The organism is Nocardia sp. XZ_19_385 (genome assembly GCF_015355755.1).
Lineage (GTDB): Bacteria > Actinomycetota > Actinomycetes > Mycobacteriales > Mycobacteriaceae > Nocardia.
The window spans coordinates 1-12,194 of the sequence record NZ_JACVEE010000009.1; the positions used below are offsets into that span (position 1 = coordinate 1).

The 12,194-nt window shown below is 67.7% G+C and carries 13 protein-coding genes; 2 read left to right on the top strand and 11 right to left on the bottom strand.

Annotated features, from left to right (window positions below):
• The 6 genes from IBX22_RS37830 to IBX22_RS36625 all read right to left on the bottom strand — a co-directional run.
• A partial coding sequence (locus tag IBX22_RS37830) for a hypothetical protein (protein ID WP_228540205.1) occupies positions 1 to 206 on the bottom strand: 206 nt, incomplete at its 3' end.
• 266 nt (positions 207 to 472) lie between these two features.
• Positions 473 to 1,108, bottom strand: coding sequence for an imidazole glycerol phosphate synthase subunit HisH (gene hisH, locus IBX22_RS36605; protein WP_194820435.1), 636 nt, complete (start codon positions 1,106 to 1,108; stop codon positions 473 to 475).
• On the bottom strand, positions 1,105 to 1,719 hold the full coding sequence (gene hisB, locus IBX22_RS36610) for an imidazoleglycerol-phosphate dehydratase HisB (RefSeq protein ID WP_228540206.1): 615 nt from the start codon (positions 1,717 to 1,719) through the stop codon (positions 1,105 to 1,107). Before hisB ends, hisH begins: the two co-directional genes overlap by 4 nt.
• 29 nt (positions 1,720 to 1,748) lie before the next feature.
• Positions 1,749 to 2,882 carry a histidinol-phosphate transaminase gene (locus IBX22_RS36615; RefSeq protein ID WP_194820437.1) on the bottom strand — a complete coding sequence of 378 codons (1,134 nt, stop codon included), beginning with the start codon at positions 2,880 to 2,882 and terminating at the stop codon, positions 1,749 to 1,751.
• A complete protein-coding gene (gene hisD, locus IBX22_RS36620) occupies positions 2,879 to 4,216 on the bottom strand; it encodes a histidinol dehydrogenase (protein ID WP_194820438.1) in 1,338 nt (445 codons plus the stop codon). The genes IBX22_RS36615 and hisD overlap by 4 nt, the downstream gene beginning before the upstream one ends.
• A gap of 132 nt (positions 4,217 to 4,348) precedes the next feature.
• Positions 4,349 to 4,774: a hypothetical protein gene (locus IBX22_RS36625; RefSeq protein ID WP_194820439.1), complete on the bottom strand. Its 426-nt coding sequence runs from the start codon at positions 4,772 to 4,774 to the stop codon at positions 4,349 to 4,351.
• A 103-nt stretch (positions 4,775 to 4,877) separates the two neighbouring features.
• Here IBX22_RS36625 and IBX22_RS36630 point away from each other — a divergent pair, with 103 nt between their 5' ends.
• The gene (locus IBX22_RS36630) at positions 4,878 to 5,459 is read left to right on the top strand and encodes a TerD family protein (protein WP_194820440.1); all 582 of its coding nucleotides are present in this window, start codon (positions 4,878 to 4,880) and stop codon (positions 5,457 to 5,459) included.
• Here the strand turns inward: IBX22_RS36630 and IBX22_RS36635 are convergent, their stop codons facing one another.
• The 5 genes from IBX22_RS36635 to IBX22_RS36655 form a co-directional block, all read right to left on the bottom strand.
• Positions 5,460 to 6,062 carry a maleylpyruvate isomerase family mycothiol-dependent enzyme gene (locus IBX22_RS36635; protein ID WP_194820441.1) on the bottom strand — a complete coding sequence of 201 codons (603 nt, stop codon included), beginning with the start codon at positions 6,060 to 6,062 and terminating at the stop codon, positions 5,460 to 5,462.
• Between the two features lie 53 nt (positions 6,063 to 6,115).
• Positions 6,116 to 7,717 (bottom strand): serine/threonine-protein kinase, encoded by a 1,602-nt coding sequence (locus IBX22_RS36640; RefSeq protein ID WP_194820471.1) that lies wholly within the window; start codon positions 7,715 to 7,717, stop codon positions 6,116 to 6,118.
• Positions 7,718 to 7,831: 114 nt separating this feature from the next.
• On the bottom strand, positions 7,832 to 9,580 hold the full coding sequence (locus IBX22_RS36645; protein WP_194820442.1) for a penicillin-binding transpeptidase domain-containing protein: 1,749 nt from the start codon (positions 9,578 to 9,580) through the stop codon (positions 7,832 to 7,834).
• A gap of 55 nt (positions 9,581 to 9,635) precedes the next feature.
• Entirely contained in the window at positions 9,636 to 10,496 is an 861-nt protein-coding gene (locus tag IBX22_RS36650) for an arylamine N-acetyltransferase (protein WP_194820443.1), read from the bottom strand.
• A gap of 76 nt (positions 10,497 to 10,572) precedes the next feature.
• Entirely contained in the window at positions 10,573 to 11,559 is a 987-nt protein-coding gene (locus IBX22_RS36655; RefSeq protein WP_194820444.1) for a S9 family peptidase, read from the bottom strand.
• 184 nt (positions 11,560 to 11,743) lie between these two features.
• Between IBX22_RS36655 and IBX22_RS36660 the strand changes: the two genes are divergently transcribed.
• Positions 11,744 to 12,187, top strand: a complete 444-nt coding sequence (locus tag IBX22_RS36660) for a tellurite resistance TerB family protein (protein WP_194820472.1) — start codon at positions 11,744 to 11,746, stop codon at positions 12,185 to 12,187.
• The last annotated feature ends 7 nt before the right edge of the window (positions 12,188 to 12,194 follow it).

A 12,194-nucleotide genomic window follows, 5' to 3' on the forward strand; every position in this document is an offset into this window, starting at 1 on the left:
AGCGTTCGTCCTGAGCCAGAATCAAACTCTCCGTTGAAGACTCTCAACCAACCCCCGAAAGGGCTAATCAGAAGAATAACTAGAGTCCGAAAACCTAGCAAAGCCAAACACCAGCAAAAGATTGCTGTTGTTTTCAATGTCCAACCATTCCAACCGGGGGGTATGAAATGGCTGGCACCAATAATAATATTGGCACTGACATTCATCGACACACTATTGAGTTCTCAAAGAACACACGCACACACATCCGACCGCGATTTACTCGAGGGCTTCCGTGAGGCAGGGTTCAAAGCTTAGCTGATCCAGCCGCGATCACAAAATCGGACTTTCCGAACCAACTGGATGGTCAGGCGCTCCTCGTACTACCTCGTTTCCCAGGCCGTTAGGCTCCGGGTCGGTGTCCGTGTCGCTCTGACTCGAATAAAGTTACGTAGCCGAGCGAATAATGTCAAATCGCCTGGCCAGGGCGATTTTACAGTGAATTGATCCAGTTACGCAGGAGCTGCGCGCCCGCATCGCCCGATTTCTCCGGATGGAACTGGGTCGCCGACAGCGCACCGTTCTCCACCGCGGCGAGAAACGGAACACCGTGTTCGGACCAGGTGAGTTTCGGTGCGGCGAAGTGCTCGCTCGGCGGGAGGTCCCAGGTCTGCACGGCATAGGAGTGCACGAAGTAGAAGCGGGTGCCGGCATCCATCCCCGCGAAAAGCACGCTGTCGGCCGGAGCGGACACCGTGTTCCAGCCCATGTGCGGGAGCACCGGAGCCGAGAGTCGCTCGACGACGCCGGGCCATTCGGCACAACCCTCGGTCTCGACGCCGAACTCCACGCCGCGCTCGAACAGGATCTGCATACCGACGCAGATGCCGAGCACCGGGCGACCGCCGGCCAGGCGCTGCCCGATGATGCGCTCACCCCGGACCCCGCGCAGACCAGCCATGCAGGCCTCGAACGCTCCGACGCCGGGCACTACCAAACCGTCTGCCGCCAAAGCGATTTCGGGATCAGCGGTGACTTCGACCTTGGCGCCGGCGCGAACCAGCGCACGCTCGGCCGAGTGCAGGTTGCCGGAACCGTAATCCAGCAGCGCCACGGACTTCAAAGTCACAACGACCCCTTCGTCGACGGAACGCCGCTCACCCGCGGGTCGTACTCGACGGCGGCACGCAGCGCCCGCGCCACGGCCTTGAACTCGGCTTCGGTGATGTGGTGCTGGTCGCGGCCGTAGAGCACGCGAACATGCAGCGCGATCCGCGCGTTCAGCGCGATCGACTCGAAGACGTGCCGGTTGATGACCGTCGAATACGACGCTCCCGCACCGACACTCGGAATGATCGCGTGCAGCATGTGCTCCGGCTCCCCGGTGTGCACGCAGTACGGGCGACCCGACACGTCCACCACCGCCTGGGCGAGGGTTTCGTCCATCGGAATGTAGGAGTCGCCGAAGCGGCGGATGCCCTTCTTGTCGCCGAGGGCCTGCGCGAGCGCCTGGCCGATGACGATGGCGGTGTCCTCCACCGTGTGGTGGGCTTCGATCTCGATATCGCCCTTGGCCTGCACGGTGAGGTCGAAGCTGCCGTGCTGACCGAACGCGGTGAGCATGTGGTCGTAGAACGGCACTCCGGTGGAGATGTCGGTCTTGCCGCTGCCGTCGAGGTTGAGTTCGACGACGATGCTGGATTCCCGGGTGGTGCGTTCCACCCGTGCGATTCGGTCCATTCTCGCTTCCTGAGTATTTGCGGCCTGGGTCATCGGGAGGTCAGCTCCTCATGCACCAGCTTCGCGCTGACCCGGAGGAACTCGTCGTTCTCGGCGGCCAGGCCGATGGTGGTGCGCAGGTATCCGGGGATGCCGACGTCGCGGATGAGCACGCCGTCGTCCAGGTAGCGCTGCCAGGCGCGGGCCGCGTCGGCGAAGCGGCCGAAGAGGATGAAGTTGGCGTCGCTGGGCAGCACCTCGAAGCCCAGCTCGCGCAATGCCGCCGCGACTCGATCGCGCTGGGCCGCGAGTTCGGCGACGCTGGCGAGGGTTTCGTCGGCGTGCCGCAGGGCCGCGCGCGCGGCGGCCTGGGTGACGACCGACAGGTGGTACGGCAGCCGGACCAGTAGCAGTGCGTCGATCACGGCGGGAGCGGCGGCCAGATAACCCAGCCGCCCGCCCGCGAACGCGAACGCCTTCGACATGGTGCGGGTGACCACGACCTTCGCCGGGTGGCGGTCGATCAACGTGATCGCGCTCGGCTCGGCGGAGAACTCACCGTAGGCCTCGTCCACCACCACGATGCCGGGCGCCGCCTCGAGGATGCGCTCCAGGTCGGCGAGCGGAATGCTGTGCCCCGTCGGGTTGTTCGGGCTGGTCACGAACACAACGTCGGGCCGGCGCTCGGTGATGCAGGCCAGCGCGTAGTCGATGTCGAGGGAGAAGTCGCCGCTGCGCTTGGCTTCGATCCACTCGGTGTCGATGCCCTCGGAGATGATCGGGTGCATCGAGTAGGACGGCACGAAACCCAGTGCGGTGCGGCCGGGCCCGCCGAAAGCCTGGAGCAACTGCTGCAGGATCTCGTTGGAACCGTTGGCCGCCCACAGGTTCGCGACGTCTAGGGCGACGCCCGTCTGCCGGGTCAGGTACGCCGCCAGGTCGGCGCGCAACGCGACGGCGTCGCGATCCGGATAGCGGTGCAGATCGACGGCGGCCGCGCGCACGGCGTCGGCGACGTCGTCGACCAGCGCCTTGCTCGGCGGGTGCGGGTTCTCGTTCGTATTGAGCTGCACCGGAACGGTCAATTGCGGTGCGCCGTAAGGCTTCTTGCCGCGTAGGTTGTCGCGCAGCGGCAGGTCGTCCAGGGTCGCGCGCGAGCCCGGGACCACGATCTCCGGCGTCATGACAGCGCCTCGAAACGCGCGGTGACGGCCTGGCCGTGGGCGGGCAGGTCTTCGGCGTTGGCCAGTGCGACCACGTGCCCGGCAACGTCTTTGAGCGCCGCTTCGGTGTACTCCACGACGTGGATGCCGCGCAGGAAGGTCTGCACGCTCAGCCCCGAGGAGTGCCGGGCGCAACCGGCGGTCGGGAGGACGTGGTTGGAACCCGCGCAGTAGTCGCCGAGGCTGACCGGCGCGTAGGCGCCGACGAAAATCGCGCCCGCACTACGGACTCGGGCCGCGACGGCCGCGGCGTCGACGGTCTGGATTTCCAGGTGTTCGGCCGCGTAGGCGTTGACCACGCGGAGGCCCTGGTCGATGTCGTCGACCAGAACGGTGCCGGACTGCTTGCCGGACAACGCTTCCCGGACCCGGTCGGCGTGCTTGACCACCGGCATCTGCGCGGTCAGCGCGGCATCGACCGCGTCGGCGAATTCAGCGCTGTCGGTGACCAGCACGCTGGCGGCGAGCACGTCGTGTTCGGCTTGACTGATCAGATCGGCCGCGACGTGCACCGGATCGGCGGTGGCGTCGGCGAGGATCGCGATCTCGGTGGGACCGGCTTCGGCATCGATGCCGACCAGCCCGCGGCACAGCCGTTTGGCGGCGGTGACATAGATATTGCCGGGGCCGGTGATCAGGTCGACCGGCTCCAGCTGCGCGCCATCGGTGTCGACACCGCCGTAGGACAGCAGCGCCACGGCCTGCGCACCGCCGACCGCCCACACCTCTTCGACGCCGAGCAACTGCGCGGCGGCCAGGATGGTGGGGTGCGGGAGCCCGCCGAACTGGGCCTGCGGCGGCGAGGCGACGACCAGGGACTCCACCCCGGCGGCCTGCGCGGGCACCACGTTCATCACGACGCTCGACGGATAGACGGCATTGCCACCTGGCACGTACAGGCCGACCCGCTCGACCGGCACCCAGCGCTCGGTGACGGTGCCACCGGGCACCACCTGCGTGGTCTTGTCGGTACGGCGCTGATCGTCATGCACTTTGCGGGTGCGTTCGATGGCGACTTCCAGCGCCGCGCGCACGGCGGAATCGAGTTCGGCCAGGGCCCGCTCCAGCTCAGCGGCCGGAACGCGCACGGTGGCCGGCTTGATGCCGTCGAACTTCTCGCTGTATTCCTGCGCCGCCTCGACGCCCCGGTCGCGGATCGCCTCCACCACCGGGCGCACATGATGCAGCACCGAGTCGACGTCGACTCCTCCGCGCGGCAGCGCGGTGCGCAGCTCGGCAGCGGAAGGAGTGCGACCGCGCAGATCAACGCGGGCGAGCTCGATGCGGGGTGTCATATCGGTGTGCGGTCCTGTCTGGAGCGGGATACTTTCCAGCCACCAGCCTAGTGGGCCGCACCACCGGATATCCGCACCGGTCAGCCGTGGCACCATTGGCGGTGCCACGGCTGTGACCTGGATCTCGAGCGGTCAGGTCAGGCGGGTATAGATCAGATCGAAGTCGTGCTCCCACTCCACGCCGTCCTCGGACTTCTCCCAGGTGCCCTGGATCAGCTTTCCGTCCGGCTGCACGACGGCGTGGTACCGCTGGTGGAATCCGGGGGCTTCGCGCCAGACCCGCCAGGATCCGGCGGCGTCGAACGTCATCTGATAGACGCGTGAGACTCCGCGCACATCGTGATGCAGGACCGTGAGGACGAGATCGTCATCGTCGACGCCGATGATCCAGGTGCCGCTCGGGCCCGGGTCCGGCACGGAGTCGCGCAGCATCAGGTAGCCGCCCTCCTCCAGCCACTCGATGCGGGCGTGGCCCTTCGGGCCGGGGAACTGCGGGCTGTCGACCTCCCACTCGCCGACCAGAATGTTCAGTGGTGCGAGTGCTGCATTTGGTGCCATGGGCCCCATTGTCGGCCGGAAAGCCTTGCGACACGCGCAGATCGGCCGCGCGGCATGTTCGAGCCGCCCTTTTCGGTTTCCGAATCCCCGCTAGTCTGGACGCATGATCACGCTCAAGAAAGAAGACGGCGCCGCCGACCTCGCCGGCATCACCAAGCTGAGTGTCGGGGTGAGCTGGGATCCGTCCGCAGGTGCCAGTGGCGGCATCCTCGGCCTCGCCAAGCGTAAGAAGGGCGTCGACCTCGATCTGATCGCCATCCTCATGCAGGGCACCGAGCCGGTGCGGTTCGCCGGACTGGACTCGCTGGACCCGCTGGGCAACGGCTCGGTCCTGCACTCCGGTGACGAGCAGACCGGCGCCGCCGCGGGCGACGACGAAACCGTGCACGTCACCTTCGCCGATGTTCCCGCCGCCATCGACGGCATCATCTTCGTGGCCGCCGCGTTCAAGAAGGGCACCTCGTTCGAGAAGGCGAACAACGTGTCGTTCAAGATCTACGACGCCTCCGGTGGCGGCACCCAGCAGGTCGCCGACATCTGGCCCTCGCTGCTCGGTTCGGACAACGCCAACGCCATCGCCCGCGCCTTCCGCAACGGCAATGTCTGGCAGCTCGAGGTTCTCGATCGCAAGGGCAAGATCAAGCAGGGCGACAAGCAGGCCCTGTTGCGCTTCGCCCTGCAGTAATCAGGCGCAGCGACGGCGGAGTTCGGCGACGCCGTCGCCCGCCAGTTCGTCGAGTACGACCGGGCGGCCGCCGACGGCGAGCACCAAGGCCTCGCCCGGTCCACGGACTTCCGGACCGCGGCCCTTGGCCCAGTCCAGGTCGGTAGCGACGAAGCGCAAGCCTTTCGTGCGCTTCCAGGGGAACGCGAACGGGTCCGGATGGTCGAGCACGAGCTTCAGGCGATCCGCCGAAATCGTCCGGGGGCGGCCCAGCGGGCGACGGATATCTTGCTGGTGCACAAGGGTATCGGCGAGCGCCAGCGTCGGGCTGTACTTCGACAGGGTGCCGTCGGCAGCTTCGAACTTGTCCACCAGCTGCGTGGTCGAGAGGGCGCGCGCCTTCCGGACCAGATACGCGTTGGCCTTGTCGATGGAGAATCCGTTGCGGGCGATGACGGCCCCGTAGGCCAGTGCCCCGACATCGTCGTACAGCAGGTGCCCGATTACATCGCGCACTTTCCAGCCCGCGCACAGCGACGGCGTTTCCCATTCCTCGTCGGTCAGAGTGCGTAGCAGCGTGACCAGCTCGAGGCGCTCGGACGCCAGCAGTTCTCGGATACCCATGCCGAAACCATAACCATCCCAAGGGTTTCAGGGATCAGACCGAGGTAGGAGACCTACGAGGCGTCGACGCGGGTCTCACCGTCGATGAGCAACCGGCCGCCGCTTTCCACGACGTGCACGACCACCGGCTGGGTCTGCCCCGCCACCGTGACCCTGGCGATCCGCATGTCCACCGAACCATCCGGGTAGCTGGTGCGGTTGTCGCCCTTGATGTCGGCGAAGGACTCGACGATGCGGGTGCTCCAGTACTGCCGGAAGGCCGGCTCACCCCCGTAGCCCTTCTGTGCCGCCGGCGTGAGCAACGACCAGGACCCGCCCGGATTGTCGTAGAAGTTCTCCAGCAGCTGCCCTGCTTCGCCGATGTCGACCGTGCCCGAGCTGGGCGTCTTGCCGAGCTCCGGCACCGCCGCCGAGGTGGTGCCGCTGCGGGTGCTGGTCGTCGGCGAATTCGCTTGGGCCGAAGGCGTATTCCCATCCGACGCGTTGAACGCGCCGATGGATAGGCCGATCACCGCGACGATCGCGCCGACGGTGGCGCCGATCACGATCGCGCGCCGCTTTCCGCCGGACTTGCGCGGTGCGGGGCGCTGATGGGCCGCGGTGCGCGGGTGCGCCGCGGTGTCGGGGTGGCTGTTGCGCGGCGGCGGGGGCAGCGGGCGCGAGTGCCGTTCGGTCCGGTGCTGGGCCGGAGGGGCGACCGGGCGCAGCGAACGGGTCGCGGAGTCGGGCGCGCCCATCTGACGACGTGCGTAGGCCTCAGTGGCGGGCACGAAACCGGCGGGCACCGCGTTCGATCCGTTGTCGGCCAGCGCGGAGAGTTCGTCGTAGGCCTCGCGCATGGTCGGCCGATCCCGCGGGTCCGGGCTGAGCAGATCGAGCAGCAGGTCGGTCGCGGGGCCCGCGTTGCGCGGTTCGCTGACCTGGCCGTTGGCCGCGGCGTACAGCACCGCGAGCGGGTTCGCGTTGGCGCCGTAGGGCGGTTCGGCTTCCAGTGCGTGGAAGAGCGTGGCGCCCAAGGCGAAAACATCGGAGGCGGGGGTCGGATCGGCGCCGCGCGCCATTTCGGGCGCGAGATAGGCGGCGGTACCGCAGATCAGGCCGGTCTCGGTGAGAGTCGCGTCGCCGGCGGCGCGGGAGATGCCGAAGTCGGTGATCTTGACCGTGCCGAGGTCGTCGAGCAGCACATTGCCCGGCTTCACGTCGCGGTGCACGATGCCGACCTGGTGCGCGACGATCAGCGCCGAGGAAACCTGCTCGCCGATCCGCGCCACCTGCTGCAACGGCAGCGGACCCTGCGCGGCGATGACCGCGGCCAGGCTGTTGGACTTCATGTACTCCATGACCAGGCACGGGTCGCCGTTGTGCTCGGTGATGTCGAACACCACGATCGCATTGGGGTGCTGGAATCGGGCGGCGTTGCGGGCCTCACGGAAGGCGCGCTGGCGCACCACATCACGTTCGGCCTCGGGCAGGCTCGGCTTGATGTGGATCTGCTTGACCGCCACCGAGCGCTGCAGGCGCTCGTCGATGGCACGCCAAACCACGCCTGTGCCGCCGCTACCAATCCGCTCGACCAGGCGGTAATGCTCCGCGATCAACTGACCGGTATCGATGGCGCCTACTCCGAACCTTCTCGAAATCGTGACATGCCGCATATTGACCACGCATGCGTTCCGCGGACGAGTGTAGCGGGAGCCGGATGATTGCTCCGCCTCAGGATGCAGATAAATTCCGCCCAGATCGGGCCGAATCCCGTCATCGCAGGTGGGCTAACGTCGCGCACGCAGCATCCGGCCCGCCGCGTCCACCGCGGGGCCCGAACTGCCCGCATCGCTGACGAAGACCGCGAAGGCGAGATCACCATCGATGCCGACGAACCAGCCGTGCGCGTGCGTGTTGTCGCCGTATTCGGCGGTTCCGGTCTTGCCGAGCAGGCCCGGGATATCGCGCAGCTGGGTCGCGGTGCCGCCGGTGACGGTCTCCCGCATCATGGTCTTGATCTGGTCCGGGATCGGCGCGGGCAGAGCGGGCGGCGTCTTGTCCGGCACGCCTGGCTTGCCCTGCACCAGAACGGGATTCGGGACGGACCCGCGGGCGATCGAAGCCGCGACCAGCGCCATACCGAACGGTGACGCGGTCACTTGACCTTGGCCGATGCTGGATTCCACGCGTTGGGCCGGGGTGGCCGCGGCCGGCACCTTGCCGGTGACGGTGGTCAGCCCGGGTGTGACGTAATCCACACCGATTCCGAGCTGCGCGGCCGCGTTCGTCAGGCCCTCCGGCGGCAGCTGCACCCCGAGCATGCCCATGGTGGTGTTGCAGGAGCGGGCGAACGCGGTGTGCAGCGGGACCTGGCCGAGGTCGAAGTTCTCGTCGTTGGGGATGCGGCGGCCCTCGATGTTTGCCGAGCCCGGGCAGGGCAGCACCGCGTCGGGTGTGGTCTTCCCGGCTTGCAGGGCGGCGGAGACGGTGACGGTCTTGAAGGTGGAGCCCGGCGGATAGAGGCCGGTCAGCGCGATCGGGCCCTGGGCGTCGGCAGCGGAATTCTGGGCCATGGCAAGCACATTGCCGGTGGACGGCTGCAGCGCGACGATGGCGGCCGGGGTGGTGAGCGAGGTCAGCGCGTCCTTGGCGGCGTTCTGCAGATCGATGTCGAGGGTGGTCGTGAGGTCCGGGACGAGCTTCGGATCAGGACCCGCGATGCGTTCGGTGCCGGTCGGGGTTTGGGTGCGCACTGCCCAGCCAGCGGCCGCGTCGGCGTTCTGCTGCCACAGTTCGGCCAGCCCGGACAGCATCGGAGAGGCCTGCGCCTTGTCGACGGTCAGCAGCCGGGTCTGTGGGGAGAGCGTGACGCCGGGGAGCGCGGACAACGCGTCGCGGATCGGGTCGGCGTCGGCGGCGCGCAAGGTGATCGCGGTGATCGATTTGCCCTGGGCAGCGGCCAGTTCCGCGTTCAGCGACTGCGCGGTGACGCCCGCGTCGGTCGGGGCGAGGGCGGCGGCGACCGCTTCGGTGTTCGCCTCCGGCGCGACGGTCACCACGGTGACGATGTGCTGGGTCATCAGCTCACCACCCGAGGAGTCCAGGATCCGGGCGGCTTTCGGGTAGGCGGGAGAATAGGTCAGCGGGCCGGCGGCGAGGCCGGGCGCGACCGTGGCCGGGTCCCACTTGATCTTCCAGCCGTCGGAGTCGGTGGCGGCACCGGTGGTGGTGTAGGTCCACTCGTTCTTGCCGTCCTTGCCGAACTTCCAGGTGGCGCTCAGGGCGAAGGCGTTCTCGTCGGCCGACTCGACGTCGAAGGTCACCTCTTTACCGAGTCCCTCGTACAGCTGAGTCAGCGCGGCGGCGGCCTTGGCCGGGTCGTCGGTGAGCGCGGCGGCCGCGGCGACATCGTCACGATTCAAGGCATCGGCGAATTGCCCGGCCACCGTGCCGGGTTGGTCCGGCCCGGAACTACACCCGGCCAGCGCGAGCGCAGCAGCGGCGAACAAGACACGAACCTTGTAGTGAGTGCGCACCCCCGCGACTGTATCGGCCGACGGCGGCAATCCTGGTCAACCGCGACGCGAGAGTTCAGTTACGCCAAGGCACCTCGGTGAGCTTCGCCGCGTCGGCCGCGTCGAGATCGATGTCGAAGACCTCGGACAGCAGCTGCGGCAACTCGGCGGGTTTCACCTCGCGCGTGTCGCCGCTGCCGTCCGGGCGTTCGGTGATGAAGGTGAGGTCGTCGAGGACGTAGTGCACGTCGGGATGGAAGCGCTGCACGAACGGCCGCGCGGTGAACGGCGAGCTCGGGGAGGTGGAGACGAAGTGGTTGCCCACCCGGAAGTCGATCCGGTACTGCGGGTTCAGGGTGAAGGTGTAACGGTCGACCCACCCGCCGCGGCCGAATTGGTGCAGCACCCACTGCTCGTTGCCGAGTTCGCCACTGGTGCGTTCGAGCCGGAAACGCCACTCCCCCGCGGTGAATTCCGCTGGACTGTGCGTCAATTCGATCGCCTGCAGCGGGCCCGCGCCGAAGCCGACATCGACCAGCCAGGCGCGCTCGTCATCGGAGGTGGTGATCCGGAGCAGGGCGTGCGTGCCCGGGCGCAAGCCCGGCGCGCCCAGCGTGACCCGGCCGCTGAGCCCGGTCACACCGAAGCCGAGCCGCTCCAGGGCCGCCGCGAACAACTGCACGTTCTCATAGCAGTAGCCGCCGCGCCGGCGCCGGACCAGCTTGTCCTGCAAGGTTTCCAGATCCAGGTCGATACCGCGGCCGAGGATGATCTCCAGGTTCTCGAACGGGATCGAGGTGGTGTGCAGGTAGACCAGCCGCTGCAGGGTTTCCACCGTGGGTTTGTGTTCGCCGTCGAAACCGATGCGCGTCAGGTAGGCGTCCAGGTCCAGCTCCGCGCCGCTCCAGTGGTAGGACGGGTCGGTCGGCTTGGTCATGATCTGCTGCCTCGCTTCGTCGGTTCGGTGTTCGTCGGTGACAACTACCGCGCTCCCGGAACTTGTTCCTGGAGTGTCATGCAGCACATTTAGCGGCCTCCGGCGCTGCCGGAGCAGTCACGATGCCCTGCGCGATATCGATGACGTAGTCGCGGTCCGGGCCGCTCACCGGTTCGGTGCCGGTCACCAGACGTTCCACCACGCATCCGCCTTCGAAGAACGCCGGGCCGATGTTGTGGTCGCCGGGTACGACCTTCCCGTCCAAATCGCGGCCGGAGACCACGGTGTACATCGAGAACGGCTTGCCCGATGCCGCCAGCGCGGCCCGCATCTCCGTGCTGGCGCTGAACGGGATCACCGCGTCGCTGGTGCCGTGCACCAGGAACGCCCGCTCGAAATCCATCTGCCCGGCCAGTAGCGCCGGTGAACGCTCGTAATAGGACTGCGGGCAGACGATCGGCGTGCAGCCGCCCGCGTCTCGCTCGATCTGCCTGCGCAGGCCCGGGGCGATCCTCGGCGCGTCCAGCCACATCGTGAAATCGTCGGCGGGGCCGTAATTGTCGACCCAGTAGTCGAACAGGTCGCGCGGGCCGTGCGCGAGCGCGAGGCCGCTGGTGATGCCGCCCTGACTCCAGCCCCACAGCACCGTGCGGTCGACCGGGTGCTCCTTCTTGTACCACTGCGTCGCGGCGACTACGTCGTGCCAGCCGACCCACAGATTCCATTCGCCGGTCTTCCATTTACTCGAGGCGTTACGCAGGTCCATGACCAGGAACGGGGTGGCGGTGCGGCGCACGATGGAGCTCAGATAGTCGGCGAAGTCGGCGGCGGATCCGCCGTGGCCATGCACGGCGACCACCAGGTTCTCCGGCGTCAGGTCGCCCGGCGTGCAGCGGTACGGCTCGTAGACCCGGCCGGTGGCCTCCTCGCCGTCGACGGGCAGCGACACCGGACGGATCGCCACCTGCACCGGGCACTGTGGTTCCGCTGCCGCCACGGGTATGGCAGCCGGGGTGACCAGGAGGGCGGCACACACCGCCAATACTCCGACTCCACGTCGCATCCCACGAATAATGCCAGTTCACCGGCCCGGATCGGGGCAACCAGATCCCGCCGGTCCCAATTCGATTGCGGCCGGGCGGGTCTCGCGAATGCTCTGCTAGCGTGCGGACCGTCGACTACCGGGGAGTTCGTCCATGGCCTTCTTGAACAAGATCATTTCCAACGCGCACACCTTCAGCCGGTTGATGGACGTGGTGGACAAGGCGCCGCAGTGGCGCAACCAACTCGTGGCCAAGAAGAACGACCTGCGCGGCGGCACCTTCCGGGACGCCGCGATGGGCATGTGCGCCCTGGTCGCCGCCGCGGACGGGAGCATCGATCCGGACGAGCGCATGCGCGTCGCCGGACTGCTCGGCACCGATCCCGTGCTGCAGAACTTCCCCGCCGACGAGCTGCGCGCCCTGTTCGACGACAACTGCCAAAGGCTCACCGCGGACCCGGCTTTCGGCCGCGCGCACGTGCTGCAGCAGATCGCCAAGGCCGCCGCCAAACCGGCCGAGGCGCAGGCCGTCGTGCAGATCGGCATCCTGATCGGCAACGCCGACGGGAACTTCGACCAGGCCGAGGTCGCCGCGGTCCGCGAGGCCTGCCGGACACTGCGACTGGACCCTGCGCAGTTCGGCCTGTAACCGCTAC

Coding starts and splice junctions, on each gene's coding strand:
- IBX22_RS36655 (WP_194820444.1), bottom strand. CDS start 11,559: ATGCGACGTGGAGTCGGAGTATTGGCGGTGTGTGCCGCCCTCCTGGTC.
- hisD (WP_194820438.1), bottom strand. CDS start 4,216: ATGACACCCCGCATCGAGCTCGCCCGCGTTGATCTGCGCGGTCGCACT.
- IBX22_RS36615 (WP_194820437.1), bottom strand. CDS start 2,882: ATGACGCCGGAGATCGTGGTCCCGGGCTCGCGCGCGACCCTGGACGAC.
- hisB (WP_228540206.1), bottom strand. CDS start 1,719: ATGGACCGAATCGCACGGGTGGAACGCACCACCCGGGAATCCAGCATC.
- IBX22_RS36625 (WP_194820439.1), bottom strand. CDS start 4,774: ATGGCACCAAATGCAGCACTCGCACCACTGAACATTCTGGTCGGCGAG.
- IBX22_RS36660 (WP_194820472.1), top strand. CDS start 11,744: ATGGACGTGGTGGACAAGGCGCCGCAGTGGCGCAACCAACTCGTGGCC.
- IBX22_RS36640 (WP_194820471.1), bottom strand. CDS start 7,717: ATGCGGCATGTCACGATTTCGAGAAGGTTCGGAGTAGGCGCCATCGAT.
- IBX22_RS36650 (WP_194820443.1), bottom strand. CDS start 10,496: ATGACCAAGCCGACCGACCCGTCCTACCACTGGAGCGGCGCGGAGCTG.
- IBX22_RS36635 (WP_194820441.1), bottom strand. CDS start 6,062: ATGGGTATCCGAGAACTGCTGGCGTCCGAGCGCCTCGAGCTGGTCACG.
- IBX22_RS36630 (WP_194820440.1), top strand. CDS start 4,878: ATGATCACGCTCAAGAAAGAAGACGGCGCCGCCGACCTCGCCGGCATC.